At 43.1% G+C, this 26,007-nt stretch carries 27 protein-coding genes; 9 read left to right on the forward strand and 18 right to left on the reverse strand.

Features of this window, described 5'->3' with window-relative positions:
• The 3 genes from VK541_RS02630 to VK541_RS02640 all read left to right on the forward strand — a co-directional run.
• Window positions 1-2,045, forward strand: a 2,045-nt coding sequence (locus VK541_RS02630) for an Ig-like domain-containing protein (RefSeq protein ID WP_324366649.1), incomplete at its 5' end; no start/stop codon positions are given.
• A 2-nt stretch (window positions 2,046-2,047) separates the two neighbouring features.
• Window positions 2,048-2,974 (forward strand): type IX secretion system membrane protein PorP/SprF, encoded by a 927-nt coding sequence (locus VK541_RS02635; RefSeq protein ID WP_324366651.1) that lies wholly within the window; start codon window positions 2,048-2,050, stop codon window positions 2,972-2,974.
• Window positions 2,975-2,976: 2 nt separating this feature from the next.
• Window positions 2,977-5,115 (forward strand): OmpA family protein, encoded by a 2,139-nt coding sequence (locus tag VK541_RS02640; protein ID WP_324366654.1) that lies wholly within the window; start codon window positions 2,977-2,979, stop codon window positions 5,113-5,115.
• 48 nt (window positions 5,116-5,163) lie between these two features.
• On the opposite strand, the gene VK541_RS02645 is transcribed toward VK541_RS02640, so the two are convergent.
• The 4 genes from VK541_RS02645 to VK541_RS02660 form a co-directional block, all read right to left on the reverse strand.
• The gene (locus tag VK541_RS02645; RefSeq protein WP_324366656.1) at window positions 5,164-6,243 is read right to left on the reverse strand and encodes a sugar transferase; all 1,080 of its coding nucleotides are present in this window, start codon (window positions 6,241-6,243) and stop codon (window positions 5,164-5,166) included.
• Complete coding sequence (locus VK541_RS02650; RefSeq protein ID WP_324366658.1) at window positions 6,224-6,613, reverse strand: response regulator; 390 nt, start codon at window positions 6,611-6,613, stop codon at window positions 6,224-6,226. Before VK541_RS02650 ends, VK541_RS02645 begins: the two co-directional genes overlap by 20 nt.
• A 123-nt stretch (window positions 6,614-6,736) precedes the next feature.
• Window positions 6,737-7,195: a YMGG-like glycine zipper-containing protein gene (locus tag VK541_RS02655; protein ID WP_324366659.1), complete on the reverse strand. Its 459-nt coding sequence runs from the start codon at window positions 7,193-7,195 to the stop codon at window positions 6,737-6,739.
• A gap of 62 nt (window positions 7,196-7,257) precedes the next feature.
• Window positions 7,258-7,464 carry a hypothetical protein gene (locus tag VK541_RS02660; RefSeq protein ID WP_324366661.1) on the reverse strand — a complete coding sequence of 69 codons (207 nt, stop codon included), beginning with the start codon at window positions 7,462-7,464 and terminating at the stop codon, window positions 7,258-7,260.
• Window positions 7,465-7,619: 155 nt separating this feature from the next.
• Here VK541_RS02660 and VK541_RS02665 point away from each other — a divergent pair, with 155 nt between their 5' ends.
• From VK541_RS02665 to VK541_RS02680, 4 genes are all read left to right on the forward strand, one after another.
• Entirely contained in the window at window positions 7,620-7,826 is a 207-nt protein-coding gene (locus VK541_RS02665; RefSeq protein WP_324366663.1) for a cold-shock protein, read from the forward strand.
• Window positions 7,827-7,906: 80 nt separating this feature from the next.
• Window positions 7,907-8,728 carry an SDR family oxidoreductase gene (locus VK541_RS02670; RefSeq protein ID WP_324366665.1) on the forward strand — a complete coding sequence of 274 codons (822 nt, stop codon included), beginning with the start codon at window positions 7,907-7,909 and terminating at the stop codon, window positions 8,726-8,728.
• A 62-nt stretch (window positions 8,729-8,790) separates the two neighbouring features.
• Entirely contained in the window at window positions 8,791-10,176 is a 1,386-nt protein-coding gene (locus tag VK541_RS02675; RefSeq protein ID WP_324366667.1) for an MBL fold metallo-hydrolase, read from the forward strand.
• A 224-nt stretch (window positions 10,177-10,400) separates the two neighbouring features.
• Complete coding sequence (locus VK541_RS02680; RefSeq protein ID WP_324366669.1) at window positions 10,401-11,714, forward strand: OmpA family protein; 1,314 nt, start codon at window positions 10,401-10,403, stop codon at window positions 11,712-11,714.
• A 65-nt stretch (window positions 11,715-11,779) separates the two neighbouring features.
• On the opposite strand, the gene VK541_RS02685 is transcribed toward VK541_RS02680, so the two are convergent.
• From VK541_RS02685 to VK541_RS02730, 10 genes are all read right to left on the reverse strand, one after another.
• Window positions 11,780-12,760, reverse strand: coding sequence for a TerC/Alx family metal homeostasis membrane protein (locus VK541_RS02685; protein WP_324366671.1), 981 nt, complete (start codon window positions 12,758-12,760; stop codon window positions 11,780-11,782).
• Window positions 12,761-12,811: 51 nt separating this feature from the next.
• On the reverse strand, window positions 12,812-13,774 hold the full coding sequence (locus tag VK541_RS02690; protein WP_324366673.1) for a hypothetical protein: 963 nt from the start codon (window positions 13,772-13,774) through the stop codon (window positions 12,812-12,814).
• A gap of 9 nt (window positions 13,775-13,783) precedes the next feature.
• Window positions 13,784-14,881: a toxic anion resistance protein gene (locus VK541_RS02695; RefSeq protein WP_324366675.1), complete on the reverse strand. Its 1,098-nt coding sequence runs from the start codon at window positions 14,879-14,881 to the stop codon at window positions 13,784-13,786.
• Window positions 14,882-14,907: 26 nt separating this feature from the next.
• Window positions 14,908-15,522: a TerD family protein gene (locus tag VK541_RS02700; RefSeq protein ID WP_324366676.1), complete on the reverse strand. Its 615-nt coding sequence runs from the start codon at window positions 15,520-15,522 to the stop codon at window positions 14,908-14,910.
• Between the two features lie 6 nt (window positions 15,523-15,528).
• Window positions 15,529-16,083 carry a TerD family protein gene (locus VK541_RS02705; protein ID WP_324366678.1) on the reverse strand — a complete coding sequence of 185 codons (555 nt, stop codon included), beginning with the start codon at window positions 16,081-16,083 and terminating at the stop codon, window positions 15,529-15,531.
• Window position 16,084: 1 nt separating this feature from the next.
• Complete coding sequence (locus tag VK541_RS02710; protein ID WP_324366680.1) at window positions 16,085-16,921, reverse strand: phosphoribosyltransferase family protein; 837 nt, start codon at window positions 16,919-16,921, stop codon at window positions 16,085-16,087.
• Window positions 16,918-17,613, reverse strand: a complete 696-nt coding sequence (locus VK541_RS02715) for an HAD family hydrolase (RefSeq protein ID WP_324366682.1) — start codon at window positions 17,611-17,613, stop codon at window positions 16,918-16,920. Before VK541_RS02715 ends, VK541_RS02710 begins: the two co-directional genes overlap by 4 nt.
• Before the next feature lie 61 nt (window positions 17,614-17,674).
• Window positions 17,675-19,213 (reverse strand): SulP family inorganic anion transporter, encoded by a 1,539-nt coding sequence (locus VK541_RS02720; protein ID WP_324366685.1) that lies wholly within the window; start codon window positions 19,211-19,213, stop codon window positions 17,675-17,677.
• A 17-nt stretch (window positions 19,214-19,230) separates the two neighbouring features.
• Entirely contained in the window at window positions 19,231-20,070 is an 840-nt protein-coding gene (locus tag VK541_RS02725; RefSeq protein WP_324366687.1) for a transglutaminase family protein, read from the reverse strand.
• The gene (locus tag VK541_RS02730) at window positions 20,067-20,810 is read right to left on the reverse strand and encodes a peptidase (RefSeq protein ID WP_324366689.1); all 744 of its coding nucleotides are present in this window, start codon (window positions 20,808-20,810) and stop codon (window positions 20,067-20,069) included. Before VK541_RS02730 ends, VK541_RS02725 begins: the two co-directional genes overlap by 4 nt.
• A 49-nt stretch (window positions 20,811-20,859) precedes the next feature.
• Here VK541_RS02730 and VK541_RS02735 point away from each other — a divergent pair, with 49 nt between their 5' ends.
• Window positions 20,860-21,639 (forward strand): class I SAM-dependent methyltransferase, encoded by a 780-nt coding sequence (locus tag VK541_RS02735; protein WP_324366692.1) that lies wholly within the window; start codon window positions 20,860-20,862, stop codon window positions 21,637-21,639.
• Window position 21,640: 1 nt separating this feature from the next.
• On the opposite strand, the gene VK541_RS02740 is transcribed toward VK541_RS02735, so the two are convergent.
• The 4 genes from VK541_RS02740 to VK541_RS02755 all read right to left on the reverse strand — a co-directional run bounded on the left by VK541_RS02740 (window position 21,641) and on the right by VK541_RS02755 (window position 24,847).
• On the reverse strand, window positions 21,641-22,006 hold the full coding sequence (locus VK541_RS02740) for a DUF2200 domain-containing protein (protein WP_324366694.1): 366 nt from the start codon (window positions 22,004-22,006) through the stop codon (window positions 21,641-21,643).
• Window positions 22,007-22,045: 39 nt separating this feature from the next.
• Complete coding sequence (locus VK541_RS02745; RefSeq protein WP_324366696.1) at window positions 22,046-22,960, reverse strand: alpha/beta hydrolase; 915 nt, start codon at window positions 22,958-22,960, stop codon at window positions 22,046-22,048.
• A gap of 67 nt (window positions 22,961-23,027) precedes the next feature.
• The gene (locus tag VK541_RS02750; protein WP_324366698.1) at window positions 23,028-23,771 is read right to left on the reverse strand and encodes a LytTR family DNA-binding domain-containing protein; all 744 of its coding nucleotides are present in this window, start codon (window positions 23,769-23,771) and stop codon (window positions 23,028-23,030) included.
• Window positions 23,768-24,847, reverse strand: a complete 1,080-nt coding sequence (locus VK541_RS02755) for a sensor histidine kinase (RefSeq protein ID WP_324366700.1) — start codon at window positions 24,845-24,847, stop codon at window positions 23,768-23,770. The genes VK541_RS02750 and VK541_RS02755 overlap by 4 nt, the downstream gene beginning before the upstream one ends.
• A 201-nt stretch (window positions 24,848-25,048) precedes the next feature.
• Between VK541_RS02755 and VK541_RS02760 the strand changes: the two genes are divergently transcribed.
• Window positions 25,049-26,007 (forward strand): carboxypeptidase regulatory-like domain-containing protein (locus VK541_RS02760; protein ID WP_324366702.1); only part of this gene is annotated, 959 nt, incomplete at its 3' end.

Genomic DNA, 26,007 nt, shown 5'->3' on the forward strand with positions numbered 1-26,007 from the left:
CCAGAGGCGGATCCCCTATGGTTACTTCCACTGTAATTGACAATTTCTACTATCCTGAACCTGCTCCGCCCGCTTTACGGTATGGGCTGGCTTCTTCAACCGGCAATCAAACTAACTTTCATGAGATCAGGAATGTAATCATTGATATTTATAAGAAGGACCGTTTTGTCAGCCCCACTGCAGTTAATGATGAGGCTACTGTATGCCAGGGAAAAACAACTTCAATAAATGTTTTTGCGAACGACGTGTCTAATAATGACGGCGGAATAATTGTCACCTCTTCGATTGACCTTGATCCGTTAACTATTGGTATTCAAAGTACTTACAGCGTTCAGAATAAAGGTGTTTTTAGCCTGAATCAGCAGGGACTGGTCCTCTTTACTCCCGAAATATCTTTTACAGGTCTTGCGACGGCAAACTATACAGTCAAGGACAGTTACGGCAAGGAATCTAATGTTGCGGCTGTCTCATTGACTTATGCTTCACTTCCGGCTTCGGTTGATGCGGGCCCGGATAAACTGGTAAATGTAAATGCCACACCAGCCACATTCACTTTGGAGGCGAGCGTCCCTTCCGCGGGTCAGGGGACATGGACTCAGGTTTCCGGACCTAATACTGCTGTTTTTACAAATCCTGCAGCAAATAATACCACAGTGACGGGCCTTACAGGCGGAGTTTACATATTTAGATGGACGGTTATATCTGCGGGGGGATGTGAAATTCAGGATGATGTCCAAATCACCATCAATAATATTCCTGTCGCCAATGATGATGCTTATGCTACTTTTTTAAATACTTTTATCGCGCTTCCGGTTTTAATTAATGATGTGGATGCAAACGGCAATACAACGATCGATAAATCAAGCGTACTCATTAAAAGTCAGCCGCTGCACGGTTCCTTAGTTACTGATCCTGTGACCGGAACAGTAACCTACAGGCCGGAAGATGGTTATAGCGGATTGGACTCTTTCGTGTATACCATTAAAGATGGCTATGGTGCTGAATCAAATACTGCCATAGTAACTATCGCAGTGAATCCAATAAAACCTGTGGCTCCCGACATTTCTGCTGATGCAGTTTCAGGCCGGCCAAAGAAAATAGACATCATTCCACCTGCATGTGGTACTATTATTATTACCAGTCAGCCAAAGCATGGGTCGGTCACCGTAAATCCGGTTACTGCGGAGGTTTTGTATACAGCTGATCCGGATTACAGTGGTGCAGATGATTTCACTTACATCATAAGAGACTGCAACGGTAACGAGTCAACACCTGGTAAAGTTACCCTTTCTGTCAAAATACCCGCACGTATTGGTTTAGCGAAAGCATTAACGGCGATTACGAAAAACCTCGACGGCAGTTATGATCTTAAATACGTATTTACAATTATTAATTTCGGAGATGTCCAGATTAACAACGTAAGTTTAGTTGATGATCTTGGTGCGGCTTTTCCCGGAGCTTCTATCAGTGTCCGGAAATTAACAGGGTCAGGAACTTTGGTTATCAATCCATCGTATGATGGAAAACAAGTAAAAGAAATGCTGCTTCCTTCAAGTACGGTACAGCCTAAATTCAAATTAATCGTTGAACTGGAGATTACGGTAGGTATTACTGATGGCGGGACCTTCAATAATACTGCATTTATAAAGGGGAACTCCGAAAGCGATGGTGGCGAAACAAATGACCAATCCACAAATGGTTTAAATCCGGATCCGGTAACTTCTGGCGATTATTCACCATCCATTCCTACAGCTGCGATTTTAACAGCTCAGGACATAATTATTCCTGGTGGTTTTTCACCAAACGGGGACGGCATAAATGATTTCTTTGCAGTTGAAAACAGTCAGGGCAAATTAATCTATCTGGAGATATATAACAGATGGGCCAACAGGATTTACCGTTCGGCGGATTACAAAAATAACTGGAATGGAAAAACTACTGAAGGAATTTATGTTGGAAATGAAGTACCGGCCGGCACATACTACTATATAATTATCATCAATGGCAAGGAGAGACGTGTTGGTTATCTAACGATTAGCAGATAAAAATGAAAAAGATTAAAATAATTATATATTGTGCCATTTCAATTCTTATCGGGAACAGCTTAAAAGCACAGCAAAATCCGATGTATACCCAATATATGTTTAATACACTGGCAATTAATCCTGCTTACGCCGGAAGCAGAAACGTTGTTTCAATTACCTCTCTATATAGAAACCAGTGGTCAGGAATAGAAGGCGCACCGAGGACAGGTACCCTATCGGCCGATGCTCCGTTCCTGAACAAAAAAATAGGTCTTGGCGCACAGTTATATTCTGATAAACTGGGTAAAACCCAGACAAACGGAGCTTCTTTGAGCGCTGCTTACAGAATCCGCATGGACAAAGGTTCACTAAGTTTTGGCCTGCAGGGCAATATCAATCAGTTTAAAGTAAATCTCACAGAAGTTTCGCTTGGTTCAAACCAGGGGCTTGATCCGGCTTTTGCCACCAACATCAACAAAACATTATTTAATTTTGGTACAGGTGTCTATTACAACAGTGACCGGTTTTATTTAGGAATAGCGCTGCAGGACCTAGTACCCAACGATCTTTCCGATGATAACGGAACGAAGCTCAGCGGTAAACAGGAAATTCATATGTTTCTTGCTTCCGGATATGTTTTTCCATTATCTGATGATTTTGATCTTAAGCCATCTTTTCTTATCAAAGGAGTTAAAGGCGCCCCTATTGAGGCGGATATTAATGCCACGCTTTGGATAAAAAACGTCGTCGGTGTCGGGGCACAGTATCGTACAAATGCGGACATCTCCGGTTTAATTGAACTCCAGGTTACACCAAATATACGTATCGGATATAGTTATGATCATAGTATAACCCGTTTGCAGAATTTCAATTCCGGAAGCCATGAAATTATGCTGCGCTATGAATTTGGCTTCGAATCAGGAAAAATTTTATCTCCCAGATTTTTTTAAACATGAAATTGAATATAACTATTACCGTCTCTGGTGTACTGATTTTGATGTTCTGTCTAAATAAAAATGGATATACACAGTCTGACGTCAAACAATCTTCTGCAATAGCAAATGCAACGGATGAATTTAAATCTTTAAGATATATAAGTGCTATAAGCAAATTAAGTGAAATACTGAAAACCGATTCTGCAAATGTAAATGCTCAGGAAATGATCGCTTACAGTTACAGAATGATAAAAAATTATGACCAGGCTCTAAAGTGGTATGAGAAATTAGGTCTTCAGAAAAATATTAAACCTGAATGGGCACTTTATTATGCGGAGGTATTGGCAAACAAACAGCAATACGAACGTTCGGAAAAGTGGTATAGAAAATATCTTACATTGGTTCCTAAAGATAAAAGAGCCGCCGTTTTTGCCAGGACCAACATCAGCAATTTAAATAAGAACATGGGCAACTGGAAAATTTCCTATCTAAATATCAATTCTCAGGGCTCTGACTACGCACCTTTATATTATAAAGATGGGTTGCTTTTCACCAGTAACAGGCAAAATTTCAAACCCGGCACCGGCATTTTCTTATGGAACAACACGCCATTCTCCAACATATTTTCAGTTGCTAATTTAAAAGACATAAAAACGGTAAACCCCGACAGTTTAGTAGGGGCAGCAAAAAAAGATCAATCAAAAGACTTGCGTTTTAATGATGATGATACTGCTCCAACAAGTAACGACACCAAAACTCTTCTTCAATATACTCCTGCCCTTCAGCGGGATACGATTGCTGTAATGCTTGAAAAACAGATCTCTGTTAAACCGGTAAGAGGCGGTATAAACACCAAATTTCATGAAGGAGCCGCAGCCGTATTTCCGGATGGTTCTATCATCTTCACACGCAACAATTATACTCCGGGCAACAAACAGACCAGCAGGGACAGAATAAATAAATTGAAGCTCTATATAGCTTCTGGAAAAAACCTGACAAAGATCACAGAGTTTACCTATAACAGCAATGAATACTCCACCGGTCATCCGACATTGAGCAGAGACGGAAATATTTTGGTTTTTACTTCTGACAGGCCCGGAGGCTATGGTGGAAGCGATCTCTATTACTGTGTAAGATCTGGAAACGGACAATGGACACAGCCATTGAATTTAGGTAAGCAAATTAACACCGAGGGCGACGAAATGTTTCCTGATCTGGACAAAAACGGGGTCTTAATTTTTGCGTCGACCGGTCATCCCGGTTTGGGTGGTTTAGATCTTTTCGAAGTAGCATTAAAGGAAATGAAGCCTGTATCAGCAATGAAAACCCTCGGCGCTCCGATTAATTCGCCAACCGACGATTTTGCAATGATCAAGGCGGCTGACGGCAAAAGTGGGTTCTTTAGCTCCAACCGAAGAGGCGATGATGATATTTACGAGTTTAAAAGAAGTCAGCATATGGTGCTCTTAGAAGGAACAATTACTGACGCCAGGACCAGACTGCCCTTGCGGGGAAGCCGGTTGCTGTTGAGACATTTGGACGGAACTGATACATTGAAAGTAAACAATAAAGGCGAATTCAGAAAGGAGATTTCCCTGGAAACAGATTATGAAACTACGGCGCAAAAAATTGGATACGTGAATCAGCTCGGCTTTGTAACTTCGGTCGGGATTGTGCAGGATTCAACGATTAAGCTAAACATCCGTCTAAATAAAACAGAGAGCCCGCAACAATATGTCCTCAGCAATTGCGATTCCTTAAAAAAAGTGTTCTTCACAAATAATATTTATTATGATCTGGACCGCAGTGAGATCCGGGCCAACGCAAGACCTGCCCTGGATGAACTGGCTGTATTAATGAAAAAATATCCGGAGATATCAGTGATCACTTCGAGCCATTGCGATACAAGGGCTTCAGAAATATACAACAGAAATTTATCCCTTAGAAGGGGTGAATCAGCAAAGGCATACCTGATATCAAAAGGAATAGCTCCAGATCGCGTAAGAGTGGAATACTACGGTAAAACAAGGCTGGTAAATCGTTGTTATGACGATGTACCATGTTCAGAGGAAGATCAGCAATTAAACAGACGTACAGAATTTGATGTCATTTTAAATGGTGTGAACATAACCAGGCAAAATTGTAATGAAAGATAGTCTGGCTAGGATCTGGGGAAAGGCCCGGATATTGAAAAATTCAACTGATTAAACCTTTTCCTTTTGTACAATTGCGGGCAATGTTTTTAACAGGATCTTTAGATCCAGCCAAAAGGAATGATTTTGAGCATAGAAGTTATCCAGCTTTTTACGTTCACGTTCAGACATATCCGCCTTGCCCCTGCGGCTCACCTGCCATAGACCTGTCAGACCCGCAGGACCTAAAAAGCGCATTGTCCATTCGTTGGATGTCAGCATTTCAGCTTCATACAAAGGAAGAGGTCTATTGCCAACCAGTGACATATCGCCCATAAAGACATTGAAAAGCTGAGGCAGCTCATCAATACTATACTTTCTGATAAATCTTCCAAAACCTGTTATCCTCGGGTCATTCTTGAGCTTTACAAAAGTAGTATCCCCGGTTTCCGACTTGTCATATTGGTTCAGGTCTGATAATTTTTTCAATTCCTCACTGGCCCCCTGCCTCATCGAGCGAAATTTATAAAAGTCAAAAATGCGATAACCTGTACCTACCCTTTTACTTTTAAAAATCACAGGGCCTTTTGATTCTGCAGCAACAATCAATCCGACTATTAACAAGAACGGAGAAAGCACTAATAAAGCCATTCCTGAGGTAACAATATCAAACAAACGCTTGGAAAATGGTATTTTATAAGTAAAGTCTATATTGGAAAGATCAGAAAGCTGAGGTTTGATCAGTTTAAACTTTACCAGGAATACGATTCTTTCACACAGATCCCTTAAGGGAACAGGGTCAGTATAAAGATCGTTAACTTTCAATTTCATAGCCTGGTCCCTCACCTTTTTATCGGCTTTTTTGCCCAGTAAAATAATCACAAGTCCTTTTAACAGCACATTTTTTTTAAGCTTATTTACATAATCAAAACATTCATGAGCGTCATCCACTTCGAGAAGTATCACGTCGGGCAATGTAAATAAAGACTGGTCCCTGAGGTAATTGTCGAGATGCTCAATATTTGATTCTGAATGGACTTCGAAAGATGCATTTAAACCAGGCAGCAGTTCTTTAGCAAACCAGGGAGCCGAATACAACAGAGATATAGATTTATGCGGTGTTACAGATAAATTATTGTCCTGCTGAATCATATTTTATAAAAACGTTAGAGATAGCTTCTTTAAGTTGTGTCGGATTAAAGGGCTTTGGCATACAATCATCCAGTTTAAATGGCATCTGAGAAACTCTTTTTTCTAAATTTTTTGCACCTGATAATATAATTACCGGTGTATCACGATAGAAACCGCTAATCTTTAAATTATGGATAAATGAACTTCCGTCAAAATAAGGCATCTCCAGGTCAGATAAAATGAGTTCAGGAGAATTGCCTTCTTCGAGCCAGGTCAGCGCCTCTACCCCACTTGTTTTAATAATAAGATCATATTGACCTGACAGAACGAAATTCAATAGCTTCAATATACTGACCTCATCGTCAACTACCAATATCTGTCTTTTAGCCATCTTAGATCAGCAAATAGATTATTAATTCTATTACGAACATACGAAATATTTTATAGAAGAATTTCACAAAAAAGTCGTTGCTCAGACAAGCAACGACTTTTCTTTCAAAACAAGTTAAATTACTTAGTTTTTAGGTTGTACCCTTCCTGATTTCCTGTCCTTGTCTCTTCCTATCAAATAACCTGCGCCAGCACCAACAACACCACCGATAATCGCGCCTCTTCCTTTTTTCTTATCAATTAGGGCACCGCCCAATGCTCCTGCTCCAGCGCCAATTGCTGTACCTTTTGCAGCCTCACTCCATCCTTTTTTCTTTGCAGGTGTTTCTTCACTATATTGTCTCGGCGCAGGGGCAGCATCATTACGCTCAGACAGCAATAATGTCCTTTTCTCTTCCCTCACCCTTGCTGCAACAATTTCATCCTGTTTTTTCTTTTCTTCAACCCGTCTGAAACTATCCAGTTTTAAACTGTCCTTTACGGCGGCTATTGCTTTCTGTTTCATTATCGCTTCTTCTTTAGCATTGTTATTACATGCTGACAAAGTAATTACTATAGCGAATATTGATAATATGTATTTCATGACTTTAAATTTTAGATGAACAAATATTGTACAGATACATAAGAAAAAATGATGCCAAACAATTATTTATCTTCCAGCGGCGAGTAGACTCCGGAGGCATCATCATCGGCATCATCACTTTCCCCGTCAGGATTTCCTGATATCCTGTCGTTGTCGTCATTCATTCTTGCAGTGGTCGTGGGACCATCAGACGAATGATCGGCATCCAGGCCGTGGTTGACGTTCTCATCATCAAACTTCAGATGATCTGATTTTTTCTTACTTTCCATAAAATATTTTTTAGACATCTGCCTATGTCTTAATTAACAAAAGGCTCCACCTTTAGTTTAAAATTTAATTGAACTGTCATATATGTCAATGCAGCATCACGTATTTTGATATTAATGTTCTAATCATTACTTTCACAAATAAATATTTTAATAATATGCGTACTACAGGAAAAGTAAAATGGTTTAATACCTCAAAAGGATTTGGTTTCATCACTCCGGCTGACGGAGGAAAAGATATTTTCGTGCATTTTTCAGCAATCGCCGGAGACTCATTTAAAGAACTCAATGAAGGTGATAATGTTGAATTTGAATTGAACGATGGCAAAAAAGGCCCGGAAGCATCGAACGTAAAGGTTCTTTAGTTAACCGAATCAAGCAAAAAGGGGTATTGTTAAGGCATGCCCCTTTTTTATTTCGCTGCTCTTTAGCTACCCGCATCAAAATGAATGAAACCATCAGTATATTGGGTTGCGGCTGGTACGGACTTCCGCTTGCAAAAGCACTTAGATCCCAAAATCACCTGGTAAAAGGATCAACGACCAGTCCGGGAAAAATGGCAATGCTCAGACAAGCCGATATTGAGCCTTTTCTGATCAGCTTTGAGGAAGACAGAATAGCTTACGACCCAAAATTTTTCAATAGCAAAATCCTGGTTATTTGTATCCCGCCAAAGAGAAGTGCGGGTGGCCAGTCTGGCTTCCCCGATAAAATTCAGCATATTCTGAATGCTGCTGAAAATGGGAGCATAGAAAACATCATATTTATCAGTTCAACTGCTGTATATGGCGATCACAACAAGATGGTAACCGAATCTGATGAACCTGATCCAGAAACACCTTCGGGACAGGCCATGGTCCAGGCAGAGCAGATCCTGCGGCATCAGACGACCAAGACCACTATCATCAGATTCGCAGGGCTAATAGGGCCGGAAAGAGACCCTGCAAGGTTTTTCGCCGGAAAAACAAATGTACCAAATGGCCGTGCTCCGGTAAATCTCATTCATCTTGAGGATTGTATCGGCCTTACTATTTCTATACTTGAGCAAAATGCATTTGGTCATATTTTTAATGCCGCTTGTCCTGACCATCCTTCAAAACAAGATTTTTACGCTAAGGCCGCTGTCAGGTCAAAACTGGAAGTCCCAACATTCATTGACGAGCTCAATCAATGGAAGACCGTGTCTACCAATCACATACCATCATTACTGAAATATAAATATAAAATACCCAACTGGTCGGACTGGCTCCGTTCAGATAAATTATAAATTTGCTGCTATCCGGAGCGTATAAAAATGATAACTTGCCGGGCATATCACTATAATAAAATATGAAATTGACCATTTTGGGGGCTGCGCAGCAGGTCACAGGCAGCATGCATTTATTGCAGTTAGAAAATTACAATATACTTATCGATTGCGGGCTGGACTATGAAAAAGAAACTTTTCAGGAGGAAAATCAGTACTTTCCATTTGATCCCGCGGCTATCGATGTAGTGATCCTGACACATGCACATATCGACCACTCCGGCAATCTTCCGACCCTGGTAAGAATGGGCTTTAACGGTCAGATATTGGCGACGCCGCCTACCGCTGATCTTACGGAGCTGCTCCTTCAGGACTCCGTAAATATTTTTATCAGCAAACAAAACAAACACTCGAAAGGTAAAAGACACAGATCCGGGCCTCAGCCGCTATATCTTCAAAAACACGTAAACGATACGATGGAGCGTTTTATTACCATAACGTTTCATAAGGAATTTAAAATCAACAGCCAGGTTTCTTTAACCTTTATCCCCGTTGGCCATCTCCTTGGCGCAGCGGCGGTGGTCCTTACTGTGAATGAAGGAGGATCTGAAAAAAAAATAGCCTTCACGGGTGATATCGGCCGGAAGAACTACCCGGTACTGGTCGATCCCCAGCCAATTCCGCAAGTCGATTACCTCGTTTCCGAGTCTACTTACGGTGGCCGCTTTCACAGTACAGGGACCACTCTGGAAGACAAACTTGTTGAAACCATCAATGAAACCTGTGTAAAGTTCCCGGGACGGCTGATCATACCCGCATTCAGCATAGGGAGAACACAAGCGCTGGTGTATGCCTTAAACAAGATCTTTACCGAAGGTCTGCTCCCACCCGTCAAAATATTTGTAGACAGCCCGTTAGCAACTTTTGCAACCGATGTCTACCGAAAACATCACCATCTGCTCAATGAGGATTCACAGCATTTTTATCAGACAAAAGGAGACGAGTTTGAGTTTGAAGAGCTGACCTACGTGCATGACAAAAAAGAAAGCCTGTCAGTATCAAACTACCACGAACCCTGCATCATCATCTCTTCCGCAGGAATGCTGGAAGGCGGACGCATCCAGGACCACCTTTATTACAACATACAAAACTACTACTGCACCATTCTTTTCATAGGATATTGCGCCAAAGGAACACTTGGCGACAGGTTATTGCGGGGCGATCCGATCGTCCGCCTGCGAAACCGGGAGCTTATGGTTTACGCGACCATTAAACAGACAGACCTGCTCAGCGGACACGGCGATCACAATGATCTCGTGGAAACAGTTAAACAGCAGGATCCGGCAAAACTCAAACAAGTATTTTTAGTTCATGGCGAGCTTAGCAGAATGCTGCCTTTAAAACTCGCACTGGAAGAACATGGCTATGAAGTTAATCTACCTGAAAAAGGTGAAATATACCAGTTATAAAAATATCTCATCACGCATAATGTGTAGTAAATAGTATACAAAAAATCTGCGATTCAAAGATTAGCACCTCTTTTTTACCATTTTCACGGCGGGCAATTAAGCCATTGATTATTAAAGCTTTCCCAGCTAAAATCCGGGAAAATGTGCTTTGGCAGGATTATTTCAAGCAGGTAATCGTTCGTAGATAAGAATTATGAACGAAAGAACATCTAACTACTTGAAAAATGAAATCTAAAATTACTAAAGCCGCGATGGTATTGTCCTTAGTGGGATTATCAGCGCAATTATTTGCACAGGAAGCCGATTCACAAACGGGTGATAAGTTTTCGAAGAAATATTTCCGGACATGGTCTGTCGGAATTAACGGAGGTATGCTAACTCATTACACGCCTTTCAACAGCAGGAATAACGGAGATTTCAGTACTCCTTATGAAGACTGGGGATACGGGGGTTACATCAAAAAGCAGATCATCCCCGGATTTGGTATCCAGGCAGATTTCCTTGCTGGTAAAGTAAGAGGTGGCTATCCAAATGCAACTCCGGGCAGCACAGCTACCTTTGAGTCGAAGATCGAATGGTCAGCCGCAGTGAGCGGTAACTTTACCATTGCCAACATGAGCTTAAATCAAAAGCGCAATGTACTTTCCCCTTACCTGACCGCAGGTGCCGGATACATGTCATCAGCAGCTACCACTGATGCTACTGTTAACGCAGCAAACACCGGCTACAACCGTAACTGGTTCATTCCAATTGGCGCAGGTTTTAAATTTGGTGTATCCAAAGGAGTCAACATCGATCTTGGTTATTCTGTGAACTTTGTAAAAGCAACCAATTTCGATGGTGTAAGCGGTTCTGCTAATGACAGGTTTTCCTATGCCCATGCCGGGCTGGAGATCGCCCTGGGCAGAAAAGGTACTTCACAACTGCAAAACTATAGCGCAGTTGCTGCCATCCGTGAAGAAAGTGCAGCAGAGAGTGCGGAGTTGAGGAAAGCATTATCTTCAGCAGAAGAGAATGCAAAAAGAGATAAAGAAGAACTGGCCAAGCAACTTGCTGATGATGACAGTGACGGCGTAGCAAACAAGTTTGACAAATGCCCGGGCACTCCCGCAAACACAGTAGTTGACGGTGCCGGATGTCCGCTGAAGACCCCTGCGCCAGTAATCCAGGAAAAAGTGATCATTACCGAAGCTGACCGTAAGGTGGTTGATGAAGCGATCAAAAATCTGGAGTTTGACTTAGGGAAATCCACTATCCGTTCCGTTTCTTACGAGACACTGAACAGAGTTGCGGCACTATTGGTAGAGAAAAACTTTAGCTTAAAATTAGCTGGTCATACCGACAATACAGGATCCATGGCATTGAACCTGCGTTTGTCTAAAGACAGGGCAGAATCGGTGAAAGCATACCTGGTATCGCAAGGAGCAAATGCTTCCCGTATCGAAGCTACAGGTTATGGTCCAAACCAGCCGATTACAACGAATAAGACAGCCGAAGGCCGTCAGAAAAACAGAAGGGTAGAATTTACTTTATATTAAGGTCAAAAAACCCGAATAAAAAAAGGCCGCTTATTAAGCGGCCTTTTTTTATGAAGCTATTTTTCCTATTTCTCTTTTGGAACAAATACCAATGAAGCAATAACCGACAACACCAGCACCCCGCCTACTATTGATAGTGACAATGGAGATGAAATGTGGTAAATCGGTGCGATCACCATTTTCACACCTATAAAAGAAAGGATCACCGCCAGTCCGTATTTCAGCAAACTAAACATGTGTATGAAATTGGCAAGCAGGAAGTATAATGCCCTCAGACCCAATATTGCGAAGATATTAGAAGTATACAAGATCAGCGGATCATCCGGTGCAATCGCAAAAATTGCAGGAATAGAATCCACTGCAAACAATACGTCAGTAAATTCAATGACTGCCACAACCACCAATAAAGGAGTCGCCAGCTTAACCCCGTTCTCCACAGTAAAGAACTTTGCGCCGTCAAACTCTTTACTTACCTTAAAGAGCTTATAGATCAGTCTGGCACCCGCACTCTTGCTAAAATCTTTTTCCTCATCGTCATCATCACCGCTCATACCCGATTTTATTCCCGCATAGATCAGGAACAGTCCGAATACTAACAATACTATATTGATCTGAACCTGATGACCTAAAAGAGTCATCTCCGGCAGATAAGTAAGGTTTATCAATCCTACTCCCGCAAAAATAAAGATAGCCCTGAATACCAGGGCACCAATGATTCCCCAGAACAACACCTTATGATGCAATTCCTTTGGAACATTAAAAAACCCGAACACCAAAATAAAGACAAAAAGATTGTCCACAGACAATGCCTTTTCAATCCAGTAAGCCGACTGAAACTGGGTAAACTTCTCAAATCCGGAGACATAATAGATTACACCGCTAAAGATCATTGACAATGAAATCCATACAATGGACCATATGGCAGCTTCCTTGCTGCTTACCGCATGCACCTTCTTATTAAATACTCCCAAATCCAGCAGGAGCATCACTACTACTAAAACCCCGAACCCAATGATTACACCGGGGTGGTTGATCAAATTATCCATTTCTATTTTAATTTATAAATTATGCTTTTGTAATAAGCCGCCTTAAAAATGCTAAAAAAGATCAGTTTTAAGCATGGCTTTTAAAATATTTGCCTGTACATCGAAATTATTCAGGTGATCCAGGAAATCAATGTCTGATATTTTCAGGTAATTTTCCTCCAGCAGTTCTGTAATTTCGCGGGGGATATAAGTTTTCAATGCAGCAGCATCGCTCACCAGCTTATCATTTTTGAAAGACAGCTCCTGTACAAGCCTTCCCTTTTCAGAGAGGTTATTTGTCCAGTCAATCCCTTCCAATTCGCTCAGTTCAAAAAACAAAAAGAGGTTCCTTCTCGGGAAGAACAAAAAATGCTTGTCAATATCGATAAACTTATAAAGTTCAACAACCAGCTGCCCGGACTTCAAACCGTAAAAAAACTCTGTTCTGAATTCATGCTTGCAGAGTAGTCCCATCAATTTCCGCTCGATGCTCGCATGCACATTGATATACATGTCCTTCGGGTCAAAAGCAATCAGGGTGGCCAGCTGCTCAGTCGACAGGTCATAAAAGAAATCTTTTGCATACCTGGAACTGAAGGCGTTGATATTCTTTGCAAACGGAAAATCTGTGCTCAGATCCGAAAGCACCTCATAAAGCCTCCTCAAAGACAAGTTGATCTTCAAGGCCTGTTTTTGCTTATCCAGGTTAAAGCTTTTTTCAGAAAAGACCGCATCGCTCATCTTCCGGATCAGTTCCTTGTTCAGGTCTATCTCATCGTAGATCAAGCTAACGTTCTTTTCGTTGCTTTTTTTGATCTTTCTCAAAAGCTCTATCAGACTGGCAGTAAACTGAACATGAAAAAGCTCCAGCTTGTCAATATCCAGTTCTTCGTTATTCTCAAACAACTGGTGGATCACCTGGCTTCGTAAATAGATCTTATAAAGGATCTCCTCTTCAAAAAACACAGAGAGCAGCTGTAACCGGCTGATCTCTGCGCGTGAAGTCCTTAATATATTTACATGCCGTTCATCCATTTGTTAAAATTAATTAACGCGGGTGACGTTCTTCTTCAGTTCTTCCTCCAAAGTTTTTAACTCCCCGTCCAGTACTCTCCTGCTCTGCGCACCAGCCTCATGAATCTGTTTCACCTCATTCAGTGTATCGATCAGTGATTTGGTAGTCATTTTCAGTGTCTCCAGGGAAACAACTGTTTTCTCATTCTCCTTAGCCACATCAATACTGTTCTGTTTCAGCATCTCTGCATTTTTCTGCAAAATGGTATTGGTCGTATCAGAGATCTTTTTCTGCATCTCCACATTGGCCTTCTGCCTTTGCAAAGCTACAGCTATGGTCAGCTGATTTTTCCAAACCGGAATGGTCGTAGACACAATAGACTGCGCCTTTTCAGCAATAGAAGTATTGTTGTTCTGAACTACCCTGATCTGTGCCAGGGACTGCAGCATGATAAAACGAACGATCTTCATATCCGCCAGACGCTTGTCCAGCCGGCTCACAAAATCCCTCAGATCGGCGATCTCATAATCCTGGTAATCAGCCGGGCGACCTTCCATCTCCGTCAATTTCAAACTCAGCTCATTATATTTCAGCTGCCCCGAAATGATCAGTTCCTCCATCTCATGGATATAATTCACATTGCTGTCAAACATGGTCTGCAGCGAACTGTTGTCTTTAATGGAATTTAAACGTCCCGCCTTGATCTTATTGGTGATCTTATCAATGTTATTGACTACGACATCATACTTTTGAAACAGTTTCTTCACATCAGTGACCAGGTTCTTCAGAAAAGGAATTTTAGATAAGAATGATTTGAAGCCGCTTTGCTCCAGTTCATTTACATCAATATAATTCAGCTCTGTCAGCAGCTCATTGATCAGGCCACCCACCTCACCACTGTTGTAAGTACGCACAGACGACAAAAAGTCGTTACTGTACTTCTCCATAGAGTTCTGCGTCTCCACCCCATAGTTCAATATAGAGTTCACATCAGAAGGCTCCAGCGATTTACCCAGCTCCTTATACTTCTTCTCGTCCTCGGTGCTCAGCACGGTCAGGTCCACATTGCCCTCTTTGTCGATCTTTGCCGGCGTCAGGCTCTGTGTTTCATTTTGATTCGTTTCCATTTTTATTTAATTAAAAACCAATGGGTCTATAAATAACTTTGTCCGACAGTCCTAACTGTCTCTTCCAGCTTCTTGTCCTTAGTCGGCTCGCCTATTGCGTTGAACTTCCATTCCCCGTTTTTCTTGTAAAACACGCCCAGCACCATAGATACATGCCCGGCAAAACCTGCGCCGTTGGCGATATCATAAGTCGCGAAAACCTCATTTACCATTTTAGGACTACCCTCATAAATACGGATAGACGCAAAAGGAATGGTTCCAAAATCATGACCTCTGAAACTGTTCAGTACAAAAGCCACATAGTTTACACTGGCATCCAGTCTGGAAAGATCCAGCGTGATCACCTCATTGTCCAGGCCATCATCACCACCCATATCACCGGTCAGGTCATCGCCACTGTGGCGGGCCGAGCCATCCTTTGAAGTCAGGTTACCAAAGTAAACCACATCCTTCAGCTGTTTGTTCTCGTCAAACATTGCACAGCTGGCATCTAGATCGACAGCTTCCTTGGTTTTACTAAAGCCAAACATACCTTTTTTCTCTATAGCACCCCAGTTGATCCCTACACAAACGCTTTGGAGTTTACTTCCATTCGTTTTTTCAAGACTGATGCGCTGTCCCTTTTGAAGATTAATTGCCATAATTTCTTATTGATATTTGTTTAAATAATCCTGCAGGCCGCCTTTCATACCCATACCCACAGCTTCGAATTTCCATTTTCCTTCACGCTTGTAGATCCTTCCGAATTCAACAGCAGTCTCAATAGAAAAATCCTCTTCCAGCTCATATTTCAATAATACCTCGTTCGTTACCGCATCAAAAATACGAACGAAAGAATTCCTCACCTGTCCGAAATTCTGTCTTCTGTTCTCCGCATCATGAATGGTTACCACCACACAGATCTCAGACACTGCATCACCGGCTTTGGTCAGATCCACCTTTATTTGCTCATCATCACCGTCGCCATCGCCGGTCAGGTTATCACCAGTATGCTCAACCGACTCATCCGGCGACTTCAGGTTGTTATAAAACACAAAATGATCATCAGAAACCAGCTTTTTGTTCTCATTAAGGATAAAAACAGAAGCATCCAAATCAAAAGCAGTTCCCGTTGAAGAACTGTTGGTATCCCATCCTAAACCAATTGTAAATTTCGGAGCATCAATATTTTGTCTCTGCCCCTTTTGTAAGTTAATGGCCATATTATATCAATTTATATTTGTTGTTTATCATGTTATTCTTTAAAAATTCCAGGTTCCTGGCATAGCACTCAATCAAATGATAACTATTGCCCAATGCAAGATCATAAAGACTATTCTTAAACCCCTCCGTCTGCCTTTCCAGGAAGATGGTGAAGCTGTTGAAATCGCAATTTAAGATATATTTGACAATCCTTGTATTAAAACAAAAATTACCGCCTTTAATGACTTCATCCAGATCAAAAACAGACTTTATCCGGTGATAATTTAAATGGTTTTCAATATTAGGATGGATGTCATGATTCACCAACTCAGCATAGTACAGCATAAAAATATCATTCTTCAGGCCATACTCCCTCACCATTTTCATGATCATTTTCTCATGGCTCCCGGTGATCTTGATGTCATCCAGAAAGAACAGTGTCTTACCTTCCAGAAAATCCTTATCAATATGAAATGAATCATTGCCGATCAGTTTAATCCTGTCTTCTGCACTCAGTTCACCATAATCCTCTTTATAGGTGATGGTCCGGTGCACCTTAGCTTCCTGCACCACCAGCCGCCCATGGTCTACCAGCCAACGGTTCAGCTGGTTTACAAAATGATTTTTCATGGCAAAAGTAGCCGTGGGTATAAAGCAATATGGGCTTGATATCACGACAATCTGCTCGGTGACCAGGTTATCCTCCAGGAAACCCTTGATAAAACCATTGGCCAGCTCCCTTCCAAATTTATGGGCAACATCATCATCGCCAAACTTAAAGCGGCTATAATCATCCGCTTCAAAACCGAAATGAGCGGTATGCTGTATTTTGTGTAGTGAATAAGTATAAGGGATCATAAAAGTAAGGATGATATGGTTAAATGATTTGAATTGATAAGCAGGCTTTTAATCCCGATGGCTTCAGCACCTTTAACGTCTGCCAGCGGATTATCGCCCACATGTATGATTTCATGTAATTCCAATTCAACGTGTTTATCTCTGTCTATCGTATCCAGCATCAGCTGAAAAAACTTCAGATTGGGCTTAGACATCCGCACCTCATCCGAATACAGCTGAAAATCAAGCAGCTGGTCCAGCTCCAGGTGGTTCAGTATTTTCCGCAGTGTCCGGCCCTTTATAAAACCTGTATTGCTCAGCAAACTTGTGCTGCTCAGGTCTTTGTCTTTCAGGCTGCGCAGCACACCCATACTGTCCGGACAATACACCAGCGGCATATTTTCCAGCAGTAAAATCTCCATTCTGTCATACAGCTCGTCAATGTCAATATCCTGAAAAGCAGTAGAATAATCATTGATGATGCTGATCACCATCAGGTACATTTCCTCCGCATCAATGTTCTTCCCTGTCCGCTCATTGATCGCGTTGACCATCAGGTCCACCTTCCTGAAAATGACAGAAACCTCTTCCGGAGATTTCCCCGCAGCATTGAAATTGGCATGAAAATACCGCGCCCTTTCCGCCTTAAAAGCAGGGTTGGACTTAATCAGCGTAAGCCAAAGATCAAATGAATAATGTTTATATGAAGGCATTCTGAGCGTGCTGTTTTTTGTTTTTTGATCAATAATAACACCCAATGTTACAAAAAAACCATTACTTTTTATCTGTAGCTATGTTATATTTTGGGTCTTCAAGGATATTGACTACGATCACATCTTCCGCATTTTTCAGCAGCAGCCTGCAGTCAGGGCTCAAATGTTTCAGCAGCAAATGCTTACCGGCACCCCGGTAGCGTTCGGTCAATTTATTGAGTGCTTCAATGCCGGACATATCCGCCACGCGGCTGTCCTTAAAGTCCACGACAACCTTCAGCGGGTCATTCCCCACATCAAACTTTTCGTTAAAAGCAGTGACAGAACCAAAGAACAAAGGCCCGTAGATCTCATAATGCTTTACGCCCTCAGCATCCGTATATTTCCTCGCCCTGATCCTTTTGGCGCTCTCCCATGCAAATACCAGCGCAGAAACAATCACACCGATCAGTACAGCCAAGGCCAGATTGTGCAGCCATACCGTGATCACAGCAACCAGAATCCCGACAAAAACATCCTGTTTCGGCATCTTATTGATGATCCTGAAACTCATCCACTCGAAGGTGCCGATCGCTGCCATGATCATTACACCGGTCAGCGCCGCCATAGGTACCTTCTCTATCAATGGCGCACCAAAAAGCACGATGCTCAATATGATCAGCGAAGCCACAATGCCCGATAACCGTGACCTCGCTCCCGCAGAAAGATTCACCTGTGTCTGCGCAATCATCGGGCAGCCGCCCATCCCCGTAAAAAAACCGTTCAATATATTGGCAGTACCCTGCGCTATACACTCCCGGTTACTGTTTCCCTTGGTTGCCGTGATCTCGTCTACAATATTCAGCGTCAGTAGTCCCTCAGTCAGCCCCACACAAGCCATGATCAGGCCATAAGGCAATATCACCTTTAGCATTTCCAGATCAAAAGGTACCCTGGGAATGTGAAAGGGCGGAAAGCCACCACCCACCGCAGCAATATCCCGCACCGTCTTCGTATCAATACCAAACCCAAAAGCCAGCAAGAAAACAATGACAATTGCCGCCAGAGAAGCAGGTACAGCTTTGGTCAGTTTGGGCAGCAACACCACAATAGCAATAGTCAGAGAAACCAGGCCCAGCATGATCCAAAACGCAGAACCGCTCAGCCAGACAGACTGCCCGTTAACCACAGTTTTAAACTGTTCCAGCTGCGCCATGAAAATGACTATGGCCAGGCCGTTCACAAAGCCAAACATGACCGGTTGCGGCACCAGTCTCACAAACTTACCCAGCTTAAACAAACCGACAGCGATCTGGATCACACCCGCCAAAGCCACCGCAGCAAACACATACTCCAGCCCATGAGATTTCATCAGTGCAATAAGGACAATCACCGTAGCGCCCGCCCCACCCGATATCAAACCCGGTCTGCCGCCAAGCACCGAAGTGATCAAGCCCATAATGAAAGCTGCATACAAACCCGTCAGTGGCGGAAAACCAGCCAAAATCGCAAAAGAAAGTGACTCCGGCATCATGGTCATTGCCACCGTCAGACCGGCAAGTATTTCCGTCCTGTAGTTTATTTTCTGAGAAAAATCAAAAAGCTGGGGTAAGGTCTTCATAAATACCACAAAGAAAACTACTGGTAAGTATAGGCAAACTGGTCATCAGTACTCGCATCCGCAAATTCCCCATCTGGAAAAGCTGTCTCCACTTCCATTTTCAGATACCTTAAATCTCCGAAGATACTCGCCAGCGCCGCCTCAGCAGCATCCATAGCTGTCGCTATTTTCACCATTCCGTTTACCGGAACCAGTTTTGTCGCATCTACAATAATCCACATCCCGCCCAGGTAAACCTCAAAACAAGCATGGAAATCCTGGGGTTTCAGTTTATACGCATACGCAGTAAAATATCTGGCCGGAATAGTAAGCGCCCTGCAAAGTGCAATGCCCAAATGCGCAAAATCCCTGCATACCCCCACGTGCTCGGTAAGCGTATCATGTGCTGAGGTATTCGAATTGGTATAACCCTTTTTATATTCTACATTATTATAAACCCAGTCCCTGATGGCAATCACCTGCCTATATGGATTGCTGATCTTACCAAAATTAGTCGAAGCAAACTTATATAGCTTGTCCGACTGGCAATACCTGCTCGGGTTCAGATAAGGCAGTACATTAGCCGGCATCAGGTTGATCGGCACTTCGTCCAGCGTCCTGGCAAGCACACGCTTACACCCGTTCTCTACCACCGCCTTATATTCAAGATTGATCAACCCCTTATGAGGAATATCCAGCACCTTAAACACCTTCTCACCCCTGTCTGCCACCCACTCCGATGTTTTCAGCTCAGGGTCAGAAGAAAAATACTCCTCCGTAACCACCTGGCCCCCATATTTATATGCCTGCACACTTAAAATAATTGTGGAAGGCGCCAGTACTTCATATTTTAGCTTTGCCGATACCTCAAACCTCATATAGAATTCTCCTTTGGCAACGGCATCTTGTCAAATACGAGGTTCATCCATTCTTCAGGAATATTGTGCAATGCCTTTTTCAGTTCATCTGCCCACTGGTCAGAAATACTTTCCAGGTCCCTTTTGGTATACCTGTACTCTACCATTTCGTAGCTGTTGTTTTGATAAAGCACCACATCGATCGGAAAATCAACATCATTGGCACTCACCCTGGTGGAATCAAAAGACAAAAAACCCGTCTTCAGTGCCAGCTGCATACTCGACTCGCTGGTCAGCGTCCGGTTCAGGATCGCCTTGCCATGGTTCGAATTACCTATTGCCACATAAGGCGCGCCCTCGCCCAATTCCACCCAGTTTCCTTCCGGATACAGCAAGAACAGCTTATGCTCTTCATCATCCTTCAGCTGGCCGCCGATAATGGTGTGCAGGTTAAACTTCAGTCCGCCTGCTTCCAGGTCCAGCTTATCCTCCCTTCCTACACGCTTTACCTGCTCTCCAAAAGCATTTACGGCTTTGTAAAGTTTGTTGTGTACCTCCCCCTCGTCAATCAGTTCCTTAAAATACAAAACCGCCTTGTCCCTTACCGAGCGCAAGCCGCTGGTCATGATAAACAAAGAATACTTGTCACGCTGCTCTATATAAACCTTCTTTTTTTGTGTGGTGTCCGATCCCGAAGTGATCCTTGTATCAGCTATTGCTACTAACCCCTCTTTAACCTTGATTGCTAAACAATATGTCATTTGCGAATTTAATCATTTATTCGCTATCTTTCATTTTCTAACCATTTATATGATATACAATAAGACCGGGCAAACATATAATGCAACAAGGAAGGCGGACCCTTTTATTGTGGATAAGCTTTTTCAATTAATGGCTCCCAAACCCGATCAGCTCTACCTTGACATCGGTTGCGGCACTGGCAACTATACCATAGCCCTGGCAGACAAAGGACTTAAACTTTATGGGGTTGAACCGTCAGAGCAAATGCTCAAACAGGCAAGAGCTAAAAATCCGCAGATCAAATGGCAAACAGGCACATCAGAGAAAATACCATGCGAGCACTCCTTATTTGACGGGGTAATCGCCACTTTGACGCTGCACCACTGGATCAACCTGGAACAATCTTTCAAAGAAATCAGCAGGGTATTAAAAAATAAAGGGAGGCTTGTCATTTTCACCTCTACACGAGAGCAAATGAAGGGCTATTGGCTCAACAAATATTTTCCCGCAATACTGCGTTCGTCCATACAGCAAATGCCAGCTTATCGTGACCTCGAAGAAGCCGTCAAAGCATCCGGCATGGTCATTACTGCCAGAGAAAAATACGATATTCACAAAGACCTGCAGGATTCTTTTCTCTATATCGGCAAGAACAATCCCTACCTGTACTTCGACGAGCAAATCAGGAACGGAATCTCCTCATTCGCTTTATCTGCTGATGATAAGGAGATACAGGAAGGACTTTCCAGTTTATCACATGATCTGGAACATGATCAGTTCATCGACATCAAAAAACGGTATGCCAATGACCTCGGAGATTATGTATTTATTACCGTAGAGAAGAAGTAAGCTAAGAGCCCCGCAATATCTTCTCCATCTTCCTTCCCTTCGCCAGCTCATCCACCAGCTTATCCAGGTATCGGGCCTGCTTAGTCAGGGGATTTTCGATTTCCTCTATACGATATCCGCAGATTAATCCGGTGATCAGGCCTGCATTGGGATTTAACGAAGCCATTTGAAAGAAGGTTTCAAAAGTCACTTTTTTTTCAATCAGGTCTCGTAGTTTTTTGTCATCGAAGCCAGTTAACCATTGTATGACCTGATGCAGCTCTTCTTTTGTCCTGCCTTTCGCTTCTACTTTTTGCACATACATAGGATATACCGAGGCAAAGGTCATCCTTGCAATACGTTCATTGTGTTTATCGGTTGTGTTCATATCTTATTATTTGATTGATCTTCTCCAATCGCTATCCGGCTACTGCAGGCGGGCCTGGAAGAATGCGGCTGTTTCAGCAATGACCAGCTCCCAGTTGCCTGCTTTCGAAAATCCATGATCCGCCCCGGCAATTTCTACCCACTTATTCGGTAGGCCTTTATCATTCAGGATGCCGGTAAACTTCTCATATTCTGCCTTGCTGCCATCGGGAAGATCGGCTACCGCATTGGATTCAGGGCGTACATTGATGGTCGCCTTTCCCCGGCCCTGAATAGCCAGCCACATGGGGCTGACGGCCATATATGCCAGCACATTAGCCTGAACGGGCTCTGCACCTACAGCCCTGTATATCACCTCGCGTATCCTTGGATCCAGTGCCTGTACCTCCGATTCGTTCTGAAATGCGAAATTGGTCGCACCTGCCCAGTTGCCCGCAACTTTAATCCGGTTATCGGCATTCTTGTCGCCATAAGCATAAAGCAATGCCAATGTACCTCCAGCGCTGTGCCCGGCAATACTCCATTTATCAGCACTCACTCCCCATTCAGCGGTTTTGGATACCCCAACATTAATAGCGGCCTGTACGTCGTTTAGCTGATCGGCCATCTTTACAGGGCTCAGTTTATGCACGATGGGATTACTTAGAACACCGTCAATGTTCACCAGACGATAGTTTACATTAAGGACAACAAATCCCCTGGCCGAGAATTGTTGCGCAGGTAAAGAAATTTCGGCTTTATCACCGGCTACAAATCCCCCGCCATGCAGCATTACAACCACCGGCGTCTGCTCGTTTCTCCTTTCAGGAAGATATACATCCATTTTTTGTTTCGCATCAGCACCAAAACTAACATCAGTGATGATCTGCGCTGATCTGAAATCTTTCTTATCCTTCTTACAGGAAAAAATGACCAGACAGGCACTTATAAAGAGATAGACAATTGACTTTTTCATTTAATGTTTTTATAAATAGAGCAAAAATTGTTCCCATAGGAACAAGTGTCAACGGCAATATAAAATTCTAAATCCATTTTCCAACAAACTTTGAGAAAGCATCCCTGTACTGGTCGCCGACAGTAATCAGCGTCTTGCCGATATGGACCGAGCTTTTTGTCATGGAGGTGATCTTGTCGAGCGAAATGATAAATGAACGGTGTACGCGCATGAAACGTTTAGGAGGTAATTTTTCTTCGAGTGCCTTGAGGCTGTTGAGGGACAGGATGGCTTTCTCGGCGTTCTTCAACTGAAGTTTTACGTAATCCTTCAGCCCCTCAATATACAGGATGTCATCCAGGGCGATGCGTACAAGCTGATATTCCACTTTCAGAAAAAGATAATTGTTGTCTGCGTGTTCGGTTTCATTTACAACGAGGGCTGGTGTCGCAGGTTTATTTTGCAATTCGGCATATTTTAAGGCCTTTTGGCCTGCACGCAGGAACTCTTCGTAATTAAAGGGCTTTAGCAGATAATCTAAAGCATCGACCTTGTAACCTTCCAATGCAAACTGATTGTAAGCAGTTGTAAAGACAATGCGGGGCTTATCGGCCCCCGTATCCAGCACCCGCGCCAGCTGGATGCCGTTCAGGTCGGGCATTTGTATGTCCAGGAATATCAGGTCGATCTTCTGTGTGTGAATGGCTTTTAGTGCCTGCACTGCATCTGGGTATTTTCCCGCCAGATTTAAAAATGGCGTTTGTTCAATGAATTTGCTCACCTGATCCAGCGCCAGAGGTTCATCATCAACTGCGATACAATTCAAGATCATGACAAATTGAGAATTAAGTGAACAATATATTCATTATCGGCACTGAGCTCGCAGATCTCCAGTTTATATTTACCCGGGTAAAGCAGGTCAAGCCTCCGGCGGGTATTCATCAAACCTATGCCGCTATTGGTATCTAAGCTAACACTATTATCTTTCATGACCGAATTTCTTATGGTAATGTCAAGCTCACTGCTGCGCTGCAGGATCAGGATATCAATATGGCTCTGCTGCGTTGTTCTCACCCCGTGCTTAAAGGCATTTTCCAGGAAAGGCAGCAGCAGCATTGGTGCCATGGGCATATCCAGGAAGTTGACAGGGATATCGATATTTACCTTCACTGCTTCGGTTAGCCGCAATTGCATCAGGTTAATATAATCTTCCACAAAGGCGATTTCCTGGCTGAGCATGGCATGCCCCTGATGTGTTTCATAGAGCAGATACCGCATCATCCGTGAAAGCTGGTGAATGGCCTGACCTGCCAAGTCCGCGTCAACCTGGGTAAGCACATAAATATTATTCATTGTATTAAAAAAGAAGTGCGGGTTGATCTGGGCTTTAAGCAAAGACAATTCTGAAGTGATCTTGTCTTTTTCCAGCTCCTCACGTTTTTGCCAGTCTTTCTGCCATTTCCGGACAGCGGCCAGGCTGGTACTGATCCCGAGTACCAGGACAGACATGACCAAAGTAAATACCTGCAGTATATTTTCTCCGCGGTGTGCCAAGATCTGCTTCATCACGCGTTTGAGGAAGGCCTCGTCAAAAAATCGGTGGAGATTGAATAAATGATCACTCCAGCCGTCTAAAATTACGATTGCTATGACCACGCCAATGATTAGTGCAATGTAGTAACCGGGGTGATTTTTTAATAAAAACCTCGGCACCAAAACAAAAGCATTTACATAAAATGCAATCACGAGCAAGCCAAACGTAATCACCTGTCTTATCCAGAATAAATAATGAATATCAATCCCCGAAAAGATTGGCAGGTAAAAAAATATCCCAATTCCAAATACGCTCCACACCAGGACATGGACCAATATGGTGATCAGTTTACTTTTTGACAGGCGTGGCATCATTTTCTCAATTAACGGTGCAATATCACTTATTAGATCATTACCTGCAAATTCAACCGATGGCGGACCCCTTTTCACCGATGAACAGGCAGTCATAATCTTTATCGGCTAAAAAACCCTCCCTATCTATAATCGTCCGCTCATCGTCTATTTCATTTTACCGCGGCCAAATTAAGGGTTGCTTTGTGTCAATCATTTAAAGATATGAAGCTTAAACATTTACTTTCAGCTGCCATGCTGATTTTGACAACTCAGATTTATGCGCAGACCGGCCGCCAGGTAAGTGGTGTGGTAAAGGATTCCACAGGTGCGGCGCTACCGATGGCAACGGTCAAATTGCTCACAGTTAAAGACAGTTCAATTGTTGTTGCCAATGCTGACGGTAAGTTCATCTTCTCTTCAGTAGAGGTCAGTCAGTTTAGCCTGCTGGTTTCTTCTTTAGGTTACCAGGCAGTAAAACGGCGCTATACGCTTATTCCCGGCAGTACAACAGCTAAGTTAGATCCGATCATTTTAAAAAGTGATACCATTTCGCTGAAGGGCGTCACAGTCACCAGTGCTGCTGTCAAAATAAAGGAGGATACCGTTGAATACAATGCGGCGGCATATAAAGTGTGTCTGGGTGCTGCAATAGAAGATGCCCTCAAAAAAATGCCGGGATTAGAGGTAGGAAGAGATGGCAGCATCTCAGCCCAGGGTAAACAGGTAAGTAAAGTTCAGCTAAATGGTAAGGATTATATGGCGGGCGATGTCAAAAGCCTCACCCGTAACCTGCCTGCGGACCTGGTACAGAATGTACAGGTCATTGACGATCATGGCGATCAGGCCAGGCTCACGGGCGTCAAAACCGGTGAGTCACAGAAGGTACTGAACATCAACATCAGGAAGGATAAAAATTATGGTTATTTTGCCCAGGGGACAGTTGGTGGTGGGCATGATGCGATTCCCGGGGCAGAGGGTACAAGCGAGGCTGGACGATACGCAGCGTCGACCAATTTATTCAATTTTCGCGGCAAGCGCCAGGTAACCCTATCAGGTGACCTGAACAATACCAACACCAGCCTGTTCGACTTTAACAGCGGCAGAAAAGGACCGGATTTGTTTGGTGACAAGCAGAATGGCATCACTACCGCACGTGCAGCGGGTCTTAATTATCGTGACGA

It is taken from the genome of Pedobacter sp. (assembly GCF_035317785.1).
Classification (GTDB): domain Bacteria; phylum Bacteroidota; class Bacteroidia; order Sphingobacteriales; family Sphingobacteriaceae; genus Pedobacter.

Bases quoted from the DNA above. Each gene is read 5' to 3' on its own strand.
- VK541_RS02670 (WP_324366665.1), top strand. From the start codon at position 7,907: ATGAATGAAACCATCAGTATATTGGGTTGCGGCTGGTACGGACTTCCG.
- VK541_RS02705 (WP_324366678.1), bottom strand. From the start codon at position 16,083: ATGGCCATTAACTTACAAAAGGGGCAGAGACAAAATATTGATGCTCCG.
- VK541_RS02650 (WP_324366658.1), bottom strand. From the start codon at position 6,613: ATGGCTAAAAGACAGATATTGGTAGTTGACGATGAGGTCAGTATATTG.
- VK541_RS02635 (WP_324366651.1), top strand. From the start codon at position 2,048: ATGAAAAAGATTAAAATAATTATATATTGTGCCATTTCAATTCTTATC.
- VK541_RS02695 (WP_324366675.1), bottom strand. From the start codon at position 14,881: ATGGAAACGAATCAAAATGAAACACAGAGCCTGACGCCGGCAAAGATC.
- VK541_RS02715 (WP_324366682.1), bottom strand. From the start codon at position 17,613: ATGCCTTCATATAAACATTATTCATTTGATCTTTGGCTTACGCTGATT.
- VK541_RS02660 (WP_324366661.1), bottom strand. From the start codon at position 7,464: ATGGAAAGTAAGAAAAAATCAGATCATCTGAAGTTTGATGATGAGAAC.
- VK541_RS02745 (WP_324366696.1), bottom strand. From the start codon at position 22,960: ATGAAAAAGTCAATTGTCTATCTCTTTATAAGTGCCTGTCTGGTCATT.
- VK541_RS02675 (WP_324366667.1), top strand. From the start codon at position 8,791: ATGAAATTGACCATTTTGGGGGCTGCGCAGCAGGTCACAGGCAGCATG.
- VK541_RS02665 (WP_324366663.1), top strand. From the start codon at position 7,620: ATGCGTACTACAGGAAAAGTAAAATGGTTTAATACCTCAAAAGGATTT.
- VK541_RS02700 (WP_324366676.1), bottom strand. From the start codon at position 15,522: ATGGCAATTAATCTTCAAAAGGGACAGCGCATCAGTCTTGAAAAAACG.
- VK541_RS02640 (WP_324366654.1), top strand. From the start codon at position 2,977: ATGAAATTGAATATAACTATTACCGTCTCTGGTGTACTGATTTTGATG.
- VK541_RS02735 (WP_324366692.1), top strand. From the start codon at position 20,860: ATGATATACAATAAGACCGGGCAAACATATAATGCAACAAGGAAGGCG.
- VK541_RS02740 (WP_324366694.1), bottom strand. From the start codon at position 22,006: ATGAACACAACCGATAAACACAATGAACGTATTGCAAGGATGACCTTT.
- VK541_RS02750 (WP_324366698.1), bottom strand. From the start codon at position 23,771: ATGATCTTGAATTGTATCGCAGTTGATGATGAACCTCTGGCGCTGGAT.
- VK541_RS02755 (WP_324366700.1), bottom strand. From the start codon at position 24,847: ATGATGCCACGCCTGTCAAAAAGTAAACTGATCACCATATTGGTCCAT.
- VK541_RS02730 (WP_324366689.1), bottom strand. From the start codon at position 20,810: ATGACATATTGTTTAGCAATCAAGGTTAAAGAGGGGTTAGTAGCAATA.
- VK541_RS02710 (WP_324366680.1), bottom strand. From the start codon at position 16,921: ATGATCCCTTATACTTATTCACTACACAAAATACAGCATACCGCTCAT.
- VK541_RS02685 (WP_324366671.1), bottom strand. From the start codon at position 12,760: ATGGATAATTTGATCAACCACCCCGGTGTAATCATTGGGTTCGGGGTT.
- VK541_RS02690 (WP_324366673.1), bottom strand. From the start codon at position 13,774: ATGGATGAACGGCATGTAAATATATTAAGGACTTCACGCGCAGAGATC.
- VK541_RS02680 (WP_324366669.1), top strand. From the start codon at position 10,401: ATGAAATCTAAAATTACTAAAGCCGCGATGGTATTGTCCTTAGTGGGA.
- VK541_RS02720 (WP_324366685.1), bottom strand. From the start codon at position 19,213: ATGAAGACCTTACCCCAGCTTTTTGATTTTTCTCAGAAAATAAACTAC.
- VK541_RS02655 (WP_324366659.1), bottom strand. From the start codon at position 7,195: ATGAAATACATATTATCAATATTCGCTATAGTAATTACTTTGTCAGCA.
- VK541_RS02645 (WP_324366656.1), bottom strand. From the start codon at position 6,243: ATGATTCAGCAGGACAATAATTTATCTGTAACACCGCATAAATCTATA.
- VK541_RS02725 (WP_324366687.1), bottom strand. From the start codon at position 20,070: ATGAGGTTTGAGGTATCGGCAAAGCTAAAATATGAAGTACTGGCGCCT.